The sequence below is a fragment of the Flavobacterium sp. N2038 genome (assembly GCF_025947185.1).
Taxonomy (GTDB): Bacteria; Bacteroidota; Bacteroidia; order Flavobacteriales; family Flavobacteriaceae; genus Flavobacterium.
In genome coordinates this window covers 4,271,411-4,290,605 of the sequence record NZ_CP110001.1, presented here as the reverse complement: position 1 = coordinate 4,290,605, position 19,195 = coordinate 4,271,411, and the positions used below count along the sequence as shown (strand labels likewise).

The following is a 19,195-nucleotide window of genomic DNA, read 5'->3' as shown; positions in this document are numbered from 1 at the left end:
TAATATTTGACTTACAATTAAACCTTTGACTTTTTTATTGGTCTAATATTTTCTAACCAACCTTTTTTTATGACCAAATATTTCTCGTTTTTACTGTTTTTTCTTTTTTGCTTTGCAGCAAATGCTCAAAATGATATTGTTATTAAGGGAACTGTTATTGATATTAATACACAATTGCCACTTGAAATGGCAACGGTTTATTTTACAACTGTAAAAGATTCTGCTGTAATAGAATATGCAACGACAGATAAAAACGGAACCTTCAGAATTAATACCAAAAAGATTGAAAAGCCTGTTTTTCTAAAAATCAACTATATGGGTTACCAGCCCTTGGTTGAGGAAAATAAAGAGATTCTGGAAAGCAAGGATTTTGGAAAACTCTATATGCTCGAAAATGTAAATGCATTAGAAAATGTAGTTATAAAAACCGAAGTGGCTCCAATTACAGTTAAAAAAGATACATTAGAATTTAATGCTTCGGCTTATAAAGTCCGTCCTGATGCCAATGTAGAGGCTTTGTTAAAACAATTACCGGGAGTAGATGTTGATAACGACGGAAAAGTAACTGTAAATGGGAGGGAAGTGACGCAGTTTTTGGTAAATGGGAAAGCATTTTTTGATAAAGACGGCGCTTTGTTGCTGAAAAATCTTCCTGCCGATATTATAAAAAAAGTTCAGGTTTCTGATTTTAAAACCAAAAAAGAGGAACTGGCAAAACAAGAATCCAGTTCAGACAATTCGACTATAAACCTTACGATCGACGAAAAGAAGAATAAAGGGTTCTTTGGTAAAATGCTTGGTGGTTACGGTTCTGATGATCGCTACGAAAGCAGTCTGATGATGAATTTCTTTAATAACAATCAAAAAATTAGTGTTTTGGCTTCTTCAAATAACATCAATTCGACCGGTTTTTCTATGGATGATGTTTTTGATAATATGGGCGGAGGAAGAAATAACAATACTAACCGTGATATTTCTACTAGCGGTAAAGGTATTACACAATCTAATTTGGCTGGAATTAATTATTCTGATGAATGGTTTAAAGATTTTTCTGCGTCCGGGAGTTATAATTTTTCGAACACTATAACTAATAACGACAGTAAAGCAGATCAGTTAAGTTTTTTACCAACGGGTAATATCCTGACATCATCTGATTCTAAAACAAGAAATGAGAATACAGGAAATAAAGCCAATTTTGAGTTCGAATACAAACTGGATCCCAACACTCGAATTGTTTTTACGCCCAAATTCAATCAGACTCGTGTAAACGGTGATTCTGCTTCATCAAGCTTTTCAGAAGATGAAAACGGGCAGTCTTTAAACGAAAGTACAGCCGCATCCCGCAAAGAAAATTCGACTACAAATTTTGCCAATACACTGAACTTTAACCGGGCTTTTGAAAAAAAGAACCGTAATCTGAGTTTTGTTTTTGATAACAATAATTCAAATGCTGTTACAGATGCTTTGAATATTTCGGAAACTATTTTTTATCAGGATAATAAACCAAATGACGAACGAAATCAAAAGAGTAAAAATGATAACACCAATGATGCTTATTCTTTAGATATCGAATATACTGAGCCTATAACAGATTCTTTGCGTATTAGATTTGGTTCTGATTTTGACTGGCAAAGAGAGATTAAAGATCAAAAAACGTATGATTTTGATGCCGGAAATCAGTCGTACAGCGATATCAATGAATCTTTGACTACCTATACAACTTCAAAACAAAATTCGGTTAGTCCGAAAGTAGGGATTACATTGCAGAAGAATAAATTTACAGTAAATCTGGATACTAAAACTTCGATTATTGATTATGATAATCATGCTTTGTATCTTGATAAAGTAACCGATTTGAATAAGAAATATGCATTGCCTTTTGCCAGTGCTCAGTTTAGGTATAAATTTAGCCGCTCGAAAAATATGTCTTTCAAATACGATTATTCGAATTCACTTCCGGCGTCGAGTTTTTTATTGCCGGTTGCCAATTTGAGTAATCCGCTGAATACCATTATCGGAAATCCTAATTTAACGCCAATCGAGAAGAATTCTGCCAGCTTTAATTTTAGAAATTTTGATTTCCGTACCCGCTCAGGATATAGTTTATTTGTTAGAGGAGATTATTATGGTAATGATATTTTCTCTACATCATTTTATGATGATAGTGGAAAAAGAACCACGACGTATGTAAATTTATCCGGGACTTATACTTTTTCTGTGGGAGGAAACTGGAATCAGTCGGTTAAAAAAGATGCACATACGCTTCGATATGGTTTGGCTTTAAACGGATCTTATAACTTTGATAAGGGCTATACAAATGCAGTTTTGTATAATGCCAAATCTACAGCTGTAACACCCAAAGTATATTTGTCTTATGAATATGGAGACTTACTTGTAATTGCACCATCGTACAGTTTATCATACAATGAAACAAAGTATGAAAACTACACCCGCGATGCGACTTCAAACGTTGTGCATAGAATTAATTTACAAACCACTAGTTACTGGCCAGACAAATTTATTTTCGGAAATGATTTTGGATATACTTATAATTCGAATATTTCGAGCGATTTTAAAAAGGATTTTTATCTCTGGAATACCAGTTTGTCTTATGGCTTTTTGGATAAGAAACTCTACGCAAAAATAAAAGTTTACGATGTTCTGAATCAAAACCAGAGTGCAACAAGAACAATCTCAGCAACCTCAATTCGCGATGAAGAAAATACAGTTTTAAAACGTTATGTGATGTTTTCGCTTGCCTATAAAATTGGAAATTTTGCAGGAAATGAAAAAGGGGCTAAGAAGAGGCAAAGAGAGTTTTAAGCTTCTAAGGTTCTAAGGCTCTAAGATGCTGAGGTACTGAGGCTCAAAGTTACAAAGGTTCAAAGGTTTTGAGATGTAAAAGATTCAAAGTTTAAAAATCAAATTTCATTTGATTTTTAACTATCAACCATTAACCATCAACAACTCAAAACTTCCGATTTATTCTGTGGTAGACTGTTAACCTGATAATATCACGATCATAAAAATCAATTCCGCTGGCGCGTTTCTGGAAGTTTTTTAGATATCCTAATTCAATACCTAAATTGGGATTGAAATGATAACGAAGTGCTATGTAAAATCTATTCTGATCGAAGGTATTTCGTTTGTTGTCTTTTCCGAAATTGAGCATAACTTCATCAGAAATGGTTCCTTTCAGGCTTCTGTTTTCTTTTTTCCAAAGATCAAAAGTTGACTGCAATCGATAACGGAATCGGAAAGCAAAGGAAAAATCATCGAGCAATTCAACTTTATTGGCTTTCTGAATAAAACGTTCTTCAAACTGAAACCGATTGTGGAAAGTAATTTTAGCGATATCATTTATCAAAGTAATATCCTGCTGAGCCCGATATTCCGGAATCGAATAATCAGGATCAATATCTGGTTTTTGGGTATTAACATTAAAAAAAGCAAGACCTCCGCCTAAGTCTACAAGTTTAGTGGCGCGATATCTGCCCTGAACTCTAATTACAAATAAATTTTCGTGAACAGGATTTAAAAAACTACGATTGTCAAATTCTGAATGCAGTGCCCATTTCTCGGATAAAGGCAGAATGTTGTAATAACGAATCCAGGTCAGGGTTTGATGATCTGTTGTCTTGACATTTTGAGCCGATAAAAAAGGACTTATTAAACCTAGTAAAAAAAATAATTTGAGAATTTTCATTTAACCCTTATAAATTCAAGCTGCGAATTTATACAAATGCTGTGGGGTTTAAGAAAAATAAAATAGGTTTTAAAAACTAATTTGTGATTTCAGTTAAACATAAAAACGAGATCCATTCTTAAAAATGAACCTCGTTTCATGACTTAAACTAACTAATTTAACCGCTTACAGCGAATACTTTAAAGTAACTCCGTAAGTTCTCTGATCACCAATAACACCAGCATATTGTCCTGAGTTACCACCTGCAGGCAATAATTGCTCGTAATAATCTTTATTTAATAAGTTACGTCCCCAGAAGTGAACTGATAACCCTTGTGAAGCGCGGAAACCTAGACGTGCATTGAAAATTGCATAACCAGGAACCACTAAATATTTTGAAGCCGAAGGGCTTGATGAGAATTCAGAACGGGCATACGAATCAATTGCAAGGAATACTTTTCCTGAATTTCCGAAGAAATTTGCTCTGTTAGAAAGTTCTCCTCCTAACGATCCTGCCCATCTTGATGCACCAGGTAATTCAGTTCCGGAAACATCTTTGAAAGCTACCGGAGCTCCAGTTTCTTCTAATGGAAGTGGCGCATTTGTGAATTTCACATATTTACCATCTGTATAAGTTGCAGCTGCATTTACAGTTAAATGTGTATTAACCACAAAACTGGCATCTAGTTCAGCACCTCTTACGCGTACTTTATCTGCATTAGCAAGATAACCACGGTTTACACCCAATTCAGCAGCCTGAACGTTGGTTTGGAAATCTTTTATATCAGTATTAAAGAACGTTAAATTCAAAATCGAATTTTTAAAAGGAGATGTTTTTACTCCAACCTCATAATGATATACTTTTTCTGGTTTAATTACGGCAAGATCAAGTAGTGGCTGTCCTTTAGAATCAGACGGAAGTCCCGCAACATTTACCCCAACCGGTTTGTAGCTTTTTGCAAAAGTAGCATAGGCATTAATTCTGTCTGATGCTTTGTATGTAAGTGTAATATTTCCTGAAAAGTCTGTGTTGTCAGTATCCGAATCAAATGCCTGATCTGAGTAAACTGATTTTTTTAAAGCTAGCAAAGCAGGATCATTTGTTTGAAGACCTCCGTAAGTTTTACGGCTATAATGAGCGTCTTTTTTGTCGAAATTATATCTTAAACCTGGTAAAACGTGAAAACGTTCTGTAATTGCCCAGTCAATTTGTCCAAAAACCGCAGCGCTTGAAGCTCTGATGTTTGCATCGGTATGAATTCCGTATCCTTCAAAAAGTCCCGGAGTTTTCCATAATGGACTCGTTGAGCTTTGCGAGAATCTCCATTGTGCGTCTCCAGATTCTTCTGTACCGTCTGTTTGCGATGTCTGGTCAATAAAGAATACACCAGCAACTCCGCTTATTTTTGAAGTAATCTGACCCGCATAACGAACCTCTTGTGTTATTTGTGTTTGTCTTGTTGGATTTTGTGATTTAGCCAAAACCTGTAATCCTGTAAAATCTCTGTCATTTGACGGATCCCAGTTCCAAAAGCGCCAAGCTGTTGTTGAGGTAAGCGTTCCTCCTCCAATTTTTGTGTCAACATTCAGAGAGATACCTCCCATGTCTTGTCCAGAACGCCACGGTGTATCATGATCGATTTTGCGATCAAAAGCATTTAGACTTGGCAACTGATAATTTAAATCTTTAATAATAGCATCAAACTGGCGATAAGCAGCTCTTTGCGTTGGTGCTACACCTGCCACAACCTGCGCGTATCCGTCAGGACGTTGTGTAGTGATATCTGCCGCTAAAATAACATTAGTATTTACAGTTGGAGTCCAAAGTAATTGTCCTCTAATTCCCTGATTGTTTAATGTATTAGTTGGTTTTCCTGTTACAATATTATCAATTAAACCATCTCTCTGAGTTCCTGAAAAGGATATACGACCTGCTACTTTTTTGCCTAAAGCTCCGGTAACAGATGCTTTAGCCTGTAGAAAATTATAGTTTCCGTAGCTCACCTCAAAATCTGCTCCTGTACTGAAACTTGGTTTTCTTGTCGTGATATTGAAAGCTCCGGAAGTGGTGTTTTTTCCAAATAGAGAACCTTGTGGTCCACGTAAAACTTCGATTTGTTCAACATCAATAAAATCTAAAGTTGTTGCTGCCGGACGTGCATAATAAACACCATCAACATAGAAACCAACACCTGGATCAATTCCGTCATTTGTTAACCCGAATGGAGAACCAAGACTACGAATGTTGATTCCGGTATTTCTTGGATTTGATGAATATAATTGAACCGAAGGAACAAGTTCTTTAATACGGTTTACGTTGAAAGCGCCTGTTTGTTCTGCCTGCTTACCTGTAATCACCGAAATTGCAATAGGTACATCCTGAACTTTTTCGATTCTGCGTCGTGAAGATACTACTACTTCAACAAGTGCATTCTCTTCATTAAGTGTTACTTGTAGTGGTGCAGTTGGTAAATTGTCGATTTCTAACTCTGTCGTTTTGTAGCCAACATATTGTACCAGAAGTGTTATGGGAAGTTTTCCTTTAGAATCGATGCTAAACTTTCCATTCGCATCAGATGTGGTATTAGAAGTAGTTCCTTTTATAACAATATTAGCAGCTTCTAATGGGATATTTTCACTGGTTTTAACTACACCTTCGATGTTCTGTGCAAATGAGATTGAGAATGTTAAAAAGGCTAGTATTGTAAGTATATTTTTTATAGAATTTTTCATTTTTATATTAAGTATATGTGATTAGTAGAGTTTAAAAATAAATTTTTTTTACCAACACATACACATTCCAAATGAAATGTTTTTCACGTTTGTGAATTGCTTATTTAAATTTCTTTGCAAAAGATTTGTTACACCTGATGGACTAGAATGTTCTTTCATGGGTTAAAATTTTGTAAATGGTTTGTTAATTATTTTTGGCAAATATATGTATTAATTCTATAGATTTACTAGGAATTAAAAAATATTTTTTTATTTCTTAACCAATGAAGCGATTGTAATGCCTTCCATGGCCTTTAAAGTTTTGTCTCTAATAAGCATCAAACCGTGACGCAGACTGCATTCAGACTCGGTTTTACAATCAGAGCAAGGCTCATAAAAATTTAAAGAAGCGCATGGCAAAAGTGCAATTGCACCGTCAAATAATCGGTGAATTTCTGCCAAAGTAATCTCATTTTTGGATTTTATCAGATAATAACCGCCAAATTTTCCCTGCTTGCTGCTCACAAAACGTCCTCTTTTTAGGTCCAATAAAATTTGTTCCAGAAACTTTTTAGGAATATTAGCACCATCAGCAATTTCCACAGTTCTGGAAATGTGATTCTCGTCTTGTTCAGCTAAATAAAGTAAGGCCTTAAGGGCGTATTTTGCTTTATGTGATAACATCTAATATTTTTAATTATGAATTGTAAAAGTATGAAAATAAATTAAAGTTTTTCTAAACTTGAAAACTGAAACAAAAGTAACCTTAAAGAATAAAGATTTACCAGCCTCCGCTAGAACCTCCACCAGAGAAACCTCCGCCACCAAATCCTCCGCCGAAGCCACCGCCTCCGCCAAAACCACCACCGGATGATCCTCCGCCGAAACCTCCAAAGCCACCTCCGCCACTTCTTCCAAGATTACTTAGAATAATAACATCGAGCAGGCTAGGGCCGCCGCCGCCATTGTTACCTGAATTTCCTCCTCCGCCTCTTTTATTTCTTGAAATCAGAATTAATATGATAACAACAATAACTATGAATGGTAATATTGGGAAGTCTTTTTGCTTGCTTTGCTTTCTTTCGCCTTTAAATTTTCCTTTAAAAACGTCAATTATAGCATCAGTACCTTTATCAAGACCGTTGTAAAAACTTCCGGCTTTGAATTCGGGAATAATAATATTTCTAATTATGGTTCCGCCAATTCCTGCAGTCAAACGATCCTCAACACCGTATCCTGGATTTATGGCAATTTTCTTTTCGTTTTTAGCCAGTAAAATTACAACACCATTGTCGTCTTTTGCTGTTCCTCCAATCCCCCAGGTTTGTCCCCACTTTGTAGCCAACTGACTTACGTCTTCGCCTTTTAGACTTTCAATTGTGATTACCACAATTTGAGTCGTTGTAGAATCTGCATAATGAATCAGTTTTTCTTCTAATTGTGCTTTTTCAGTAGCACTTAGAATATTAGCATAATCGTAAACAGATGTCTGTAAAGTTGGTTTTTCCGGAATTGTAAATTGAGCAAAGATGCCATTACAAATTAAAAGCGCAATTAGTAAAAAGACAGATTGAAAAAATCCTTTTGAATTTGAGGTTTTGTTTGTGGAAATTTTCATTAGTTATCCTTTTGAGATTTCGTTAGATAATTCATTAGTGTCGTCTTCCGACCACGGAAAATATTTTTTTAATTGTTCACCGGCATTTAGAATACCATCAACAATACCTTGCTTAAAGTTTTTAGCTTTAAATTGTTCTACCATTTTATCTTTGGTACAATCCCAAAAATCATTGGCTACAAGGTCATTAATACCTTTGTCTCCACAAATGGCAAAACTTTTATCTTCGACAGCAAAGTAGAATAAAACCCCATTTTGCTGTTGGGTTTCATTCATTTTTAATTCTTGAAAAACTTCTAAAGCCCTTTCAAAAGGAACTTTAGAAGTTGTTTTTTCTATATGAACTCTAATTTCGCCAGAAGTGTTTTTTTCAGCCACACGTATAGCTTCAACAATTTCTTGTTCTTCTTCCTTGGATAAAAAATCTTCTACTTTTGACATTGAAATAATTTTAGAGTTAAGATTGTTGATTTTAGAATTTTACTTCAACTGGTTTGTCAGCGCCTTCAACTGCATTAAAATAAGCTTTTTCTTTGAAGCCAAACATACCTGCAAATAAACTATTTGGGAATGTTTTAATGTGGTTGTTGTATGGAGCAACAGCTTCGTTAAAACGAGTTCTTGCCGTTAAAATTTGATTTTCAGTACTTGCTAATTCATCCTGTAATTTTAGGAAGTTTTCGTTTGCTTTCAATGTTGGATATTGCTCAACAGAAACCAATAATCTTGATAAAGAAGAAGATACGCCACTTTGCGCTTTATTAAATTCAGCAAGTTGTTCCGGAGTAATGTTAGACGGATCTACAGTTACACTTGTTGCTTTTGCACGAGCTTCGATTACAGCGGTCAAAGTTGATTTCTCGAAATCTGCAGCACCTTTTACAGTGTTTACTAAATTTCCAATAAGGTCATTACGTCTTTGGTAAGCCGTTTGAACATTTCCCCAAGATTGCTCTACATTTTGATTTAATGTAACCGCAGTATTGTTAATTCCTTTAACCCAGCTGTAAATTCCAATAATTAAGACAGCTCCAATAATCCAAGGCAAAAATCTTTTCATGTGTATTTAATTTAAGTTTATTTCTATTTTTATTTAATTACAATTCGTTTTTGATGTCGTTTAATTGTGTTTTTATGGACTCTAATTTACGTATTATTTCGAATTTATCTAATGTTTTCTTTTGTCCTTCTTTTAAATGTGTTTTGGCTCCTTCAAGTGTAAAACCTCTTTCTTTAACCAAATGATAGATTAATTGCAGGTTTGTAATATCATCAGGAGTAAACATTCTATTGCCTTTTGCATTCTTTTTTGGTTTCAGAATATCAAATTCGCTGTCCCAAAAACGTATCAATGATGCATTGACATTAAAAGCTTTGGCTACTTCGCCAATGCTGTAATATCTTTTATCTTTTGAAAGTTCAATATGCATGTTTCTTAATTTTCTATATTTATTTCAAAAATAATACTTTTTGTACTATTAATCTAATGACTGGTTTTCCTGATTTGCCATTTGCGAAATTGCCACATATTCTACAGCCGAAATATTTCCGTAATAAAAATTCAACGGATTGACGACTTTTCCGTCTTTATGAACTTCATAATGACAATGCGGGCCTTCAGACCTGCCAGTACTTCCAACATACCCAATAACATCGCCACGTTTTACATGCTGTCCGGGTCTGCAATTGTATTTGCTTAAATGCGCATACAAACTTTCGTATCCAAATCCATGTCTGATAACGACGTGGTTTCCGTACCCGGATGCATTATCGTCAGCTCTGTCTACTACGCCATCTCCTGTGGCATAAACCGGGGCACCGGTGTTAGCTGTAAAATCCATTCCGTTATGCATTTTTCTCACTTTCGTGAAAGGATCAATTCTGTATCCAAAACCGGAAGCAACACGTTTTAAATTTTCATTTCGCACGGGCTGAATAGCCGGAATCGCCAATAATAAATTTCCTTTAGAACTTGCCAGTTTTAAAATTTCATCCAAAGATTTGGACTGAATAGCCAGCTCCTTAGAAAGTTTGTCAACTCTTTTAGTAGTGTTTAATACTAATTGTGAATTATTGTATCCTTCTAATATTTTGTATCTCTCCGGATTTCTAAAACCAGCTTTTCTAATTGAATCTGGAATTTCGGTTTTATTAAAATAAACTCTGTAAATATTATTATCACGGTCTTCAAGAGCTTCCGCTGCAGCATCAATTTCGTCCATTTTTTTATTCAAAATTGCATATTGCAGTTTTAAATTTTCAATTTCGCGAGCCTGCAAACGATCTTTTGGAGTTTCAAAGTAAGAAGTATTGATTAAAAGTATAAAAACTAAAAAACCAAATAATGCTGAGGCTACTAAAAACAACAATGCATAGCCAAATTTTGCCCTTTTTCTGGTTTTTATTTTCGTATAAGCCAGATTTTCTGAGTCGTAATAATATTTTACTTTCGCCATATTTTAAAATACCCTATTTTTGCAGCTTGTAAAATAAGTTAGTCGAACAAAATTAGTAAATGTTTCAGTTGTTCGGGACTTTTTTTCAAGAATTAAAATAATTAGATAATGTGTCAATTTGATAATTAGATAATGCATTAAAAACGAAATTTATTGTTTTGAATTTTGAATTTTTTAATAAAAAAAGCTAATGATCACATTTTCAGATTGATGAACTATCTAATTGCCACATTATCAAATTATCTCATTATAAAACATGAAATCACAAGACGTACGTAAACAATTTTTAGATTTTTTTGAGAGTAAAGGGCATACTATTGTTCCTTCGGCTCCTATTGTACTTAAAGATGACCCAACCTTAATGTTCAATAACTCGGGTATGGCCCAGTTTAAAGAATTTTTCTTAGGAAACGGAACTCCAAAAAGTAAAAGGATAGCCGATACGCAAAAATGTCTTCGTGTTTCAGGTAAACATAATGATCTTGAGGAGGTTGGTATTGATACGTACCACCATACTATGTTTGAGATGTTAGGAAACTGGTCTTTTGGTGATTACTTCAAAAAAGAAGCAATCAACTGGGCTTGGGAATTATTGACAGAAGTTTATAAAATTCCAAAAGAAAATCTTTACGTTTCTGTTTTTGAAGGAAGCAAAGAAGATAATGTTCCTTTTGACCAGGAAGCTTGGGATATCTGGAAAACGTTAATCGACGAAGACCGAATTGTTTTAGGAAATAAAAAAGATAATTTCTGGGAAATGGGAGATCAGGGGCCTTGCGGACCTTGTTCTGAAATTCACGTTGATTTACGTTCTGAAGAAGAAAAAGCGCTGAAACCTGGAAAAGGAGAAGTTAATGGTGATAATGCTCAGGTTGTTGAAATCTGGAATAACGTATTTATGGAATTCAACCGTAAAGCAGATGGGTCACTTGAGAAACTTCCTGCACAGCACGTTGATACCGGAATGGGATTTGAGCGTTTGTGCATGGCATTACAAGGAAAAACATCAAACTATGATACGGATGTTTTCATGCCTTTAATTAGAGAAATTGAAACGATTACCGGAGCAAAGTATACACCTAATGAAGTAACAAACATTAGTGATGAACAAAATAAAATGAATATCGCGATTCGTGTAGTTGCAGATCACGTTCGTGCTGTAGCTTTTGCTATTGCTGACGGACAATTGCCATCTAATACAGGAGCAGGATATGTAATTCGTAGAATTTTACGTCGTGCTATTCGTTACGGATTTACTTTCTTAGGTACCAAAGAAGCTTTTATCTATAAATTGGTAGAAACTTTAAGTGAGCAAATGGGAGATTCTTTCCCGGAAATCAGAACTCAGAAAGCACTTTGTTCAAATGTTATTCGTGAAGAAGAAAATTCATTCTTGAGAACATTAGATCAGGGATTAATTCTTTTAGATGCTGTAATTTTAAATAATGCAGGAGATACAATCGATGGTAAAAAAGCATTTGAACTGTATGATACTTATGGATTCCCAATCGATTTAACTGCTTTGATTCTTTCTGAAAAAGGATTGAAATTGGATGAAAAAGGATTTCAGGAACAACTGCAATTACAAAAAGAAAGATCTCGTGCTGCATCAAAAGTAACGGCTGGAGACTGGAATGTTATTATAGAAGATGATATTCAGGAATTTGTTGGTTACGACAGATTATCACAACAGGTAAAAATTACGAAGTACAGAAGAGTTGAAAGCGCAAAAGATGGAGAAATTTTTCAGTTAGTTTTCAATGCAACTCCATTTTACGGAGAAAGCGGAGGACAAACTGGAGATAAAGGATACTTAGAAGCTCAAAACGGAGATATCATTTATATTATTGATACTAAAAAAGAAAACAATCAAACGATACATTTAGCAAAATCGTTACCAGAAAATCTTACTGGAACTTTTAATGCTGTTGTAGATGCTTTGCAAAGAGCTAAAACGTCGTCAAATCACTCGGCTACGCATTTATTGCACCAGGGCTTACGTAAAATCTTAGGAACACATATTGAGCAAAAAGGATCTATGGTTCGTAATGCTTCATTGCGTTTTGATTTTTCTCATTTCTCTAAAGTTTCTGATGAGGAATTACTGGAAGTAGAAAACTTTGTAAATGCGAGAATTCGTGAGAGTTTACCACTAATCGAAAAAAGAGCAATCCCAAAAGATCAGGCGCTTGAAGATGGAGCAATAGCTTTATTTGGAGAGAAATATGGAGATTTAGTCCGTACAATCAAATTTGGTGATTCTGTCGAATTATGTGGAGGAACTCACGTTGCTAATACTTCTGATATCTGGCACTTTAAAATTGTTTCAGAGGGTGCGGTTGCATCTGGAATTAGAAGAATTGAAGCAATTACAAGTGAAGCGGCTAAAGAATATTTTGAATCACAGGCAGTTGCTTTTACCGAAATTAAAGAAGCACTTAAAAATGCTCAGGATCCTGTAAAAGCAATTCAGGCATTGCAAGATGAAAATGCACAATTGAAAAAACAATTGGAAGTTTTATTGAAAGATAAAGCTAAAAATATGAAAGGTGATTTAGCTAAAGAGTTACAGGAAATCAATGGAGTTCAGTTTTTAGCAAAACAAGTGGATTTAAATCCAGATGGAGCAAAAGATTTAGCTTACGAATTGGGTAATGCTTATCATAATCTGTTTGTAGTTTTTGCTACAGCTCACGAAGGAAAACCAATGTTAACGTGCTATATCTCTAAAGAAATTGTAGCAGGGAAAAACTTAAATGCTGGACAAGTTGTTCGCGAATTAGGAAAATATATCCAAGGTGGAGGAGGCGGACAGCCTTTCTTCGCAACTGCAGGAGGTAAAAACGTTGACGGAATTGCTGAGGCTTTGGCTAAGGCTGTAGATTTCGTGAAGTAATTTTTTAATCTCGCAAAGACGCAGAGTCGCAAAGTTTTTTTTAAGCTTTGCGACTTTTTTTTTTAAGTTAATTTGAAGACGTTTTAATCTAGCAAAGTCGCAGAGGTGCAAAGCTTTTAAATTTTATTTTTGTAAGTTTATACTTTAATTTTGTAAAAATGAGTGAGAATGAAATTTCAGCTGTTGTGGTTGATGTTTGTTATAAAATACATGTAAAATTAGGTCCTGGATTATTAGAATCTGTTTATGAAGCAATTTTGTTTCATGAATTAACTAAAAGAGGATTAAATGTAGAAAGGCAAAAAACGTTACCTGTAATTTGGGACCAAATAAATCTGGATATTGGATTTCGAGCAGATTTAATAGTTGAGAATAAAGTAATTCTAGAAATTAAATCCATTGAACAATTGACAGATATACATGCAAAACAAGTTTTAACGTATCTTAAAATCACAAAAATGAAGTTAGGCTTACTGATTAACTTTAACGTGCCAATTATCAAATTTGGAATTAAAAGAGTAGTTTCAAATCTTTAATAAAGCCTTTAAAAAACTTAAATAAAAAAGCAGAGTCGCAAAGCTTAAAAAAAACTTTGCGACTCTGCGTCTTTGCGAGATTCTTTACGCGCATCTACTTACGCTCCCCAATCTGCTGGCGCCACATAGCATAATATAGTCCTTTCTCCACGATTAAGTCCTCGTGTTTACCTTGCTCGATGATTTTACCTTGTTCTAAAACAAAAATTCTGTCAGCGTGCATAACAGTTGATAAACGGTGTGCGATTAAAACTGTGATTCGGTTTTTATCTGAGATATTTCGGATTGTAGCGTTGATTTCTTCTTCGGTAATAGAATCCAAAGCGGATGTTGCCTCATCGAAAATCAATAAATTTGGATTTCTTAAAATTGCTCTCGCAATAGATAATCGTTGTTTCTCTCCACCGGAAACCTTAATTCCGCCTTCGCCAATTGTTGTGTTTAAACCATCTTCGGCTCGTTTTAGGAGTTTTTCGCAACTGGCTCTTTTCAGAGCGTCATAAATATCTTCATCGGTTGCATTTGGTTTTACAAATAACAGATTTTCACGAATTGTTCCCGAAAATAATTGAGCATCCTGAGTTACAAAACCCAATTGTTTTCTAAGATCCAGTAAATCAATTTCGGTCGAATCAATGTCATTATAAAGAACCTGACCTTCGGCCGGGGTATACAAGCCAACTAATAGTTTTACCAAAGTAGTTTTTCCTGAACCAGACGGACCAACAAAGGCAACAGTCTGTCCTTGCTTGATTTCGAAATTGATGTTCTCAACAGCTTTAAATTTGGCCGTTTTATGCTTGAAACTCACATTTGAAAACAATAAAGACTGAATTGCTCCAACATGTTTTGGATTTTTAGGACGAAATTCTTTCGGAGCATTCAGAAGTACTCTGAAATTTTCCATTGAAACTTTGGTTTCATTTACTGTAATGATAAAGTTTCCAAGTTCCTGCAATGGGCCAAAAATGAAGAAAGTAAAGAATACCATCGTCAATAAATCACCTACTATAATTTTTCCTCCAAACAAGAAATAATATAAAGTAAAAACTACGCAGGTTCTTAAAAAGTGAACCGTTGTTCCCTGAATAAAACTTAAACTTCGTATGTAGCGAACTTTTTCCAGTTCAAGATGTAAAATTTTAAACGTATTTAAGTTCAGACGCTTTTCTTCCTGATAGGTTAAACCAAGGCTTTTTACAAGTTCAATATTTCGCAAACTTTCGGTTGTTGAGCCTGCCAAAGCATTCGTTTGATTTACAATTTTTTTAGAAACCACTTTAATTTTTTTACCTAAATAAGAACTTACCAAAGCAATAATTGGCGCCGTAATTAAAAAGATAAGTGAAATCCGAAAATCAATTCTCGCCACATAAAGAATCACGAAGATGAATCCGATAATGGTTTGGAAAATTAGTGAAATAGAAAGTGTGATTAATTTTTCAGAATCAGATCGTACTTTGGTTAGTTTGCTTAAAGTTTCACCACTTCGCTGATCTTCAAATTCAGCATAAGGCAAATCGAGCGATTTTTTAATACCATCTGTATACATTTGGGCACCCGTTCTCTGAATTACAATATTGGTAAAATAATCCTGAAAGTTTTTGGTAATTCTGGAAATCATTGCCGCTCCAAGTGAAAGACCAAGCCAGAAAGACAACGATTTGATAAATCCGGCTGCATTTCCGTCATATTTATGCAGTCCAACACCACAGTCCTGCATTAATTTACCCGTAATAATAGAGTCTGACAAACTGAAACAAATGTTTATAGAGGCCATAATCAAAGCAAAAAACAAAAGCATTTTATGTTTGATTATATAAGAATATAGTAATTTCATATAAGATTTTTAGAAAAGTGCAGGATACAAAAGTAAGGAATTGTTTTAGTTTGTATAGTTGATTTCTGTTATTAAAAGTGTAATTTTTTATTTTAAACTTGTATCTGATATTTTGCTTGACATATTAATTACTCATCTTAATTTTACATTTTAAATATTAATTAATGTAAGAATTTATTGATTTTCAGAATGAGTTTTGTATTTTTGAATCTCAAAGCTTAATCGATAAAAATGAAAAAACTTTTATTACTGTTTACGGTATTATCTTTAATAGTGAGTTCTTGTTCAAGTGATGAAAATCCGCCTTTAGAACCAAAAGATTCTACACTACCTAAAACCATAATATCTATTTACCCCGGATTTAGTTCTGATACTGCTTTAGTTTCTTATGATGATATGAAAATTAAAAGCATAGCCTATAAAAAGTATAAAGTTTACTACTATTATGAGGAAAATTTGATTAATAGAAAAGCTTATTATAACATTGTAGAAGGTAAAGAAGTTAAAGTTAATGAAGAAACCTATGCTTACACAAAAGGGAAACTAGCATCAATTAAATATCTTGACATTTTTACATCAACATATCCTAAAAAAATTAATATAAGATCAGTTTACACCTATTTAGCAGATACATTAATTAAAGAACAAAGATTTAGTACTGACTATTTAACAAAGATTGAAACAGAAGAAGATTATTTTTCTTTACTTACAGTAAAAAATGGAAATCGGATTAAAGAAGTTGTTGTAAATACAAAAACTAATATCCCTTCTTATGGACTTAGATATGTTTATGATAATATGAATTCTCCTTTTAAAAATATTATAGGAATGAGTTTATTGATAAATGATGAAAAATCATCTCTTAATAACCGTTTAAGTCGTTCTTCTGCTGATTCAGGTACTTATTTTGATATAAAAAAGTACGAGTACGATCCTAATGGTTATCCAAATTTAGAGACTTATTATAAAGGAGAAGGAGGACAAATAACAAATATTACAAAATATTTATATTAATTATCAAAACCAAATACTTCGGTATTTGGTTTTTTTGTATAATTAAAAATTAGCTAGAATGCTATTTTTGATTTGCCATTTTTAGAAGACCATGTAATGGTTTCATTATAAATTAGTGCGAGATTGCCATCATCTTGTAACTGTAGTGTTGATCCGGGATATTCAGCCGTATTGCTTGTCCAGACCATACTTTCATCTAGAGAAAAATCTGGCCCCATTCCTTTAATTACGATATTTCTATTTGATTGCAAATAACATGATGCATTTCTATAGAATGGATGTCCTACACTCCAAATTCCTTTTATTAATAATAAAATTATCTATTTCATCCTTAGGCCACCCCTGTAAGTTACTGTAATATTCATATACCTTATTTGGATCTCTGATATAGTCTCTTTTTTATGGATAGAATTTAAGTTTAAATAGCTTAAACTATTATAAAATAAACTTTTACATGTCTTTGTTTTAGTTGTAAATGATTTTTTTTGTTTTTAATCATTAAAACAATTGTTATGAAAAAGAAATTATTTTATTGCCTAACAGCTTCCTTTTTTGTGTTTGCTTCCTGTTCTAACGATATCGAAATCAAGAAACCAACAGAAATTCCTCAAGTTTTACCAAAAACAATAACATTTCAGTCAAAAGTTAATAATGAAATACAAACAAATACTTTTGTTTATAGTGGTAATAAGATTGTAAGCGTATCACGTTTAGCTTATGATAAAATTATGAAAACTGTTTTTACTTACAACGGAAATCTTATTACTAAAACTGAAGGATTTGTAAACAATGAAATAGTCAGTACGACTCATTATTTATATAGTAAAGATAAACTGAAAGAAGCTGTTTTAACGCTCCCAAATGGTAGTTCAACTAATGAATTTTATGTTAAGAAAGTTTATTCTCATAATGCAGATGGTACTATTTCGTATGAAACATTTCGCCATGATGCACCAGATACTGCAGAAGACGGGAAACAAATTTTGACGTTTAAAAACGGTAATCTTGCCAAAATAAGCACCGAATATTCTAGTCAAGCACCGTACACGAATGATTGTGAATTTAATTACGACAGTAAAAATAATCCTCTAAAGAATATTGTAGGACTTAATTTAATATTGTTTGATGGAAATTTATATAATGGTCACGATATGGCAAATGGAGATTTCGGAATAAATGATTTTGGATTAAATAATATTATAAAAAAAATTACTCATGTAAGAGATAATAGCGGTACCACAAATTATTCAGAAAATTATATTTATACTTATGATAAAAATGGATACCCGCTAACTAAAAAATCAGATGAATCTGAGTATGATATAATTTACACATACTAATATTTTTTTCGGTACTAAAAGCCAGTTGTTAATACAGCTGGCTTTTTTGTTTGTAAAAAATAACCGAAATTTACAGAAAATAATTTCATGCAATTCAGAACCCAAATTCCAATTTCAAAAAGTAATAATCCAATCGATTATAATTCGAAGATACTTTCTATTGGTTCCTGTTTTGCAGAGAATATGGCGGAGAAATTTGATTATTTTAAATTTCAAAATGAAACCAATCCGTTTGGAATTATTTTTAATCCGGTTTCAATTGAGAATTTGTTTCGAAGAGTTTGTGAAAAGAATTTCTTTCAGGAAAAAGACGTTTTCTTCCATAATGAACGCTGGCATAGTTTTGAGGTTCATTCTGATTTAAGTAATGCCGACAGACAAGAATTACTGGAAACACTTAATAAAGCCATTACAGAAACTAATAAACAAATTAAAGAAGCCACACATATTATTATCACGCTTGGAACTTCATGGATTTACAGAAATAATGAAAGCGAAGAAATTGTAGCCAATTGTCATAAAGTACCACAAAAACAATTCTCAAAAGAATTGTTACCAGTTGAAATTATTGAAGAGAGTATTCAAAATACAATTGACTTAATTCAGCATATAAATCCAGAAATAAACTTCATTTTTACTGTTTCGCCAGTGCGTCACATAAAAGACGGATTTGTCGAAAATCAACTAAGCAAATCCCATTTATTTACAGCTTTGCATAAAACTTTTGACTTTCGACTTTCGACTTTCAACTATTTCCCTTCCTATGAGATTATGATGGATGAACTTCGTGATTATCGTTTTTATAATGAAGATATGTTGCATCCCAACCAAATTGCTATTGATTATATCTGGAAGCTTTTTAGCGAAAATTACGTTTCTGAAAATAGTTTTTCTGTTATGAAAGAAGTTGATGAAATTCAGAAAAGTCTTCGTCATCGCAGTTTTAACCCAGATTCAGATCAACATATAAAATTCTTAGAAAAGCTTCAGAAGAAAATTGGTCTTTTGGGAGAAAAATTGCCACATATTAAATTCTAATTAGCACAATCATAATTATTTATTTTAACCAATTGCGATTCTCAACAGCATAGAATAAGA

The 19,195-nt window shown here is 33.4% G+C and carries 16 protein-coding genes; 6 read left to right on the top strand and 10 right to left on the bottom strand.

Annotated elements, in window-relative coordinates; genetic code table 11:
- Nucleotides 1-69 precede the first annotated feature (69 nt).
- Nucleotides 70-2,823, top strand: a complete 2,754-nt coding sequence (locus OLM51_RS18715) for an outer membrane beta-barrel protein (protein WP_264552097.1) — start codon at nt 70-72, stop codon at nt 2,821-2,823.
- A gap of 145 nt (nt 2,824-2,968) precedes the next feature.
- On the opposite strand, the gene OLM51_RS18710 is transcribed toward OLM51_RS18715, so the two are convergent.
- From OLM51_RS18710 to OLM51_RS18675, 8 genes are all read right to left on the bottom strand, one after another.
- Complete coding sequence (locus OLM51_RS18710) at nt 2,969-3,706, bottom strand: DUF2490 domain-containing protein (RefSeq protein WP_264552096.1); 738 nt, start codon at nt 3,704-3,706, stop codon at nt 2,969-2,971.
- 165 nt (nt 3,707-3,871) lie between these two features.
- A complete protein-coding gene (locus OLM51_RS18705; RefSeq protein ID WP_264552095.1) occupies nt 3,872-6,418 on the bottom strand; it encodes a TonB-dependent receptor in 2,547 nt (848 codons plus the stop codon).
- Nucleotides 6,419-6,667: 249 nt separating this feature from the next.
- Complete coding sequence (locus tag OLM51_RS18700) at nt 6,668-7,081, bottom strand: RrF2 family transcriptional regulator (protein ID WP_213254306.1); 414 nt, start codon at nt 7,079-7,081, stop codon at nt 6,668-6,670.
- Between the two features lie 97 nt (nt 7,082-7,178).
- Nucleotides 7,179-8,015, bottom strand: a complete 837-nt coding sequence (locus OLM51_RS18695) for a TPM domain-containing protein (RefSeq protein WP_264552094.1) — start codon at nt 8,013-8,015, stop codon at nt 7,179-7,181.
- A 3-nt stretch (nt 8,016-8,018) separates the two neighbouring features.
- The gene (locus OLM51_RS18690; protein WP_264552093.1) at nt 8,019-8,456 is read right to left on the bottom strand and encodes a TPM domain-containing protein; all 438 of its coding nucleotides are present in this window, start codon (nt 8,454-8,456) and stop codon (nt 8,019-8,021) included.
- Nucleotides 8,457-8,487: 31 nt separating this feature from the next.
- The gene (locus tag OLM51_RS18685; protein WP_264552092.1) at nt 8,488-9,075 is read right to left on the bottom strand and encodes a LemA family protein; all 588 of its coding nucleotides are present in this window, start codon (nt 9,073-9,075) and stop codon (nt 8,488-8,490) included.
- Nucleotides 9,076-9,112: 37 nt separating this feature from the next.
- Nucleotides 9,113-9,445 carry a MerR family transcriptional regulator gene (locus OLM51_RS18680; protein ID WP_111364203.1) on the bottom strand — a complete coding sequence of 111 codons (333 nt, stop codon included), beginning with the start codon at nt 9,443-9,445 and terminating at the stop codon, nt 9,113-9,115.
- A 48-nt stretch (nt 9,446-9,493) separates the two neighbouring features.
- The gene (locus OLM51_RS18675; protein WP_264552091.1) at nt 9,494-10,471 is read right to left on the bottom strand and encodes a peptidoglycan DD-metalloendopeptidase family protein; all 978 of its coding nucleotides are present in this window, start codon (nt 10,469-10,471) and stop codon (nt 9,494-9,496) included.
- A gap of 256 nt (nt 10,472-10,727) precedes the next feature.
- Here OLM51_RS18675 and alaS point away from each other — a divergent pair, with 256 nt between their 5' ends.
- Together alaS and OLM51_RS18665 are read left to right on the top strand one after the other, a co-directional pair.
- On the top strand, nt 10,728-13,367 hold the full coding sequence (gene alaS, locus OLM51_RS18670; protein ID WP_264552090.1) for an alanine--tRNA ligase: 2,640 nt from the start codon (nt 10,728-10,730) through the stop codon (nt 13,365-13,367).
- A 158-nt stretch (nt 13,368-13,525) separates the two neighbouring features.
- Entirely contained in the window at nt 13,526-13,903 is a 378-nt protein-coding gene (locus tag OLM51_RS18665; protein WP_264552089.1) for a GxxExxY protein, read from the top strand.
- A 94-nt stretch (nt 13,904-13,997) separates the two neighbouring features.
- On the opposite strand, the gene OLM51_RS18660 is transcribed toward OLM51_RS18665, so the two are convergent.
- On the bottom strand, nt 13,998-15,743 hold the full coding sequence (locus OLM51_RS18660; protein WP_264552088.1) for an ABC transporter ATP-binding protein: 1,746 nt from the start codon (nt 15,741-15,743) through the stop codon (nt 13,998-14,000).
- 231 nt (nt 15,744-15,974) lie between these two features.
- Between OLM51_RS18660 and OLM51_RS18655 the strand changes: the two genes are divergently transcribed.
- Entirely contained in the window at nt 15,975-16,757 is a 783-nt protein-coding gene (locus tag OLM51_RS18655; protein ID WP_264552087.1) for a hypothetical protein, read from the top strand.
- A 53-nt stretch (nt 16,758-16,810) separates the two neighbouring features.
- Here OLM51_RS18655 and OLM51_RS18650 read toward each other — a convergent pair whose 3' ends face one another.
- Nucleotides 16,811-17,008 carry a hypothetical protein gene (locus tag OLM51_RS18650; RefSeq protein WP_264552086.1) on the bottom strand — a complete coding sequence of 66 codons (198 nt, stop codon included), beginning with the start codon at nt 17,006-17,008 and terminating at the stop codon, nt 16,811-16,813.
- Nucleotides 17,009-17,269: 261 nt separating this feature from the next.
- Between OLM51_RS18650 and OLM51_RS18645 the strand changes: the two genes are divergently transcribed.
- Both OLM51_RS18645 and OLM51_RS18640 read left to right on the top strand, forming a co-directional pair.
- Nucleotides 17,270-18,097: a hypothetical protein gene (locus tag OLM51_RS18645; RefSeq protein ID WP_264552085.1), complete on the top strand. Its 828-nt coding sequence runs from the start codon at nt 17,270-17,272 to the stop codon at nt 18,095-18,097.
- A gap of 87 nt (nt 18,098-18,184) precedes the next feature.
- On the top strand, nt 18,185-19,135 hold the full coding sequence (locus OLM51_RS18640; RefSeq protein ID WP_264552084.1) for a GSCFA domain-containing protein: 951 nt from the start codon (nt 18,185-18,187) through the stop codon (nt 19,133-19,135).
- Nucleotides 19,136-19,195: the final 60 nt, after the last annotated feature.

Excerpts from the sequence above, each read along its gene's own strand:
- OLM51_RS18715 (WP_264552097.1), top strand. The coding sequence starts at position 70 with ATGACCAAATATTTCTCGTTTTTACTGTTTTTTCTTTTTTGCTTTGCA.
- OLM51_RS18710 (WP_264552096.1), bottom strand. The coding sequence starts at position 3,706 with ATGAAAATTCTCAAATTATTTTTTTTACTAGGTTTAATAAGTCCTTTT.
- OLM51_RS18705 (WP_264552095.1), bottom strand. The coding sequence starts at position 6,418 with ATGAAAAATTCTATAAAAAATATACTTACAATACTAGCCTTTTTAACA.
- OLM51_RS18700 (WP_213254306.1), bottom strand. The coding sequence starts at position 7,081 with ATGTTATCACATAAAGCAAAATACGCCCTTAAGGCCTTACTTTATTTA.
- OLM51_RS18695 (WP_264552094.1), bottom strand. The coding sequence starts at position 8,015 with ATGAAAATTTCCACAAACAAAACCTCAAATTCAAAAGGATTTTTTCAA.
- OLM51_RS18690 (WP_264552093.1), bottom strand. The coding sequence starts at position 8,456 with ATGTCAAAAGTAGAAGATTTTTTATCCAAGGAAGAAGAACAAGAAATT.
- OLM51_RS18685 (WP_264552092.1), bottom strand. The coding sequence starts at position 9,075 with ATGAAAAGATTTTTGCCTTGGATTATTGGAGCTGTCTTAATTATTGGA.
- OLM51_RS18680 (WP_111364203.1), bottom strand. The coding sequence starts at position 9,445 with ATGCATATTGAACTTTCAAAAGATAAAAGATATTACAGCATTGGCGAA.
- OLM51_RS18675 (WP_264552091.1), bottom strand. The coding sequence starts at position 10,471 with ATGGCGAAAGTAAAATATTATTACGACTCAGAAAATCTGGCTTATACG.
- alaS (WP_264552090.1), top strand. The coding sequence starts at position 10,728 with ATGAAATCACAAGACGTACGTAAACAATTTTTAGATTTTTTTGAGAGT.
- OLM51_RS18665 (WP_264552089.1), top strand. The coding sequence starts at position 13,526 with ATGAGTGAGAATGAAATTTCAGCTGTTGTGGTTGATGTTTGTTATAAA.
- OLM51_RS18660 (WP_264552088.1), bottom strand. The coding sequence starts at position 15,743 with ATGAAATTACTATATTCTTATATAATCAAACATAAAATGCTTTTGTTT.
- OLM51_RS18655 (WP_264552087.1), top strand. The coding sequence starts at position 15,975 with ATGAAAAAACTTTTATTACTGTTTACGGTATTATCTTTAATAGTGAGT.
- OLM51_RS18645 (WP_264552085.1), top strand. The coding sequence starts at position 17,270 with ATGAAAAAGAAATTATTTTATTGCCTAACAGCTTCCTTTTTTGTGTTT.
- OLM51_RS18640 (WP_264552084.1), top strand. The coding sequence starts at position 18,185 with ATGCAATTCAGAACCCAAATTCCAATTTCAAAAAGTAATAATCCAATC.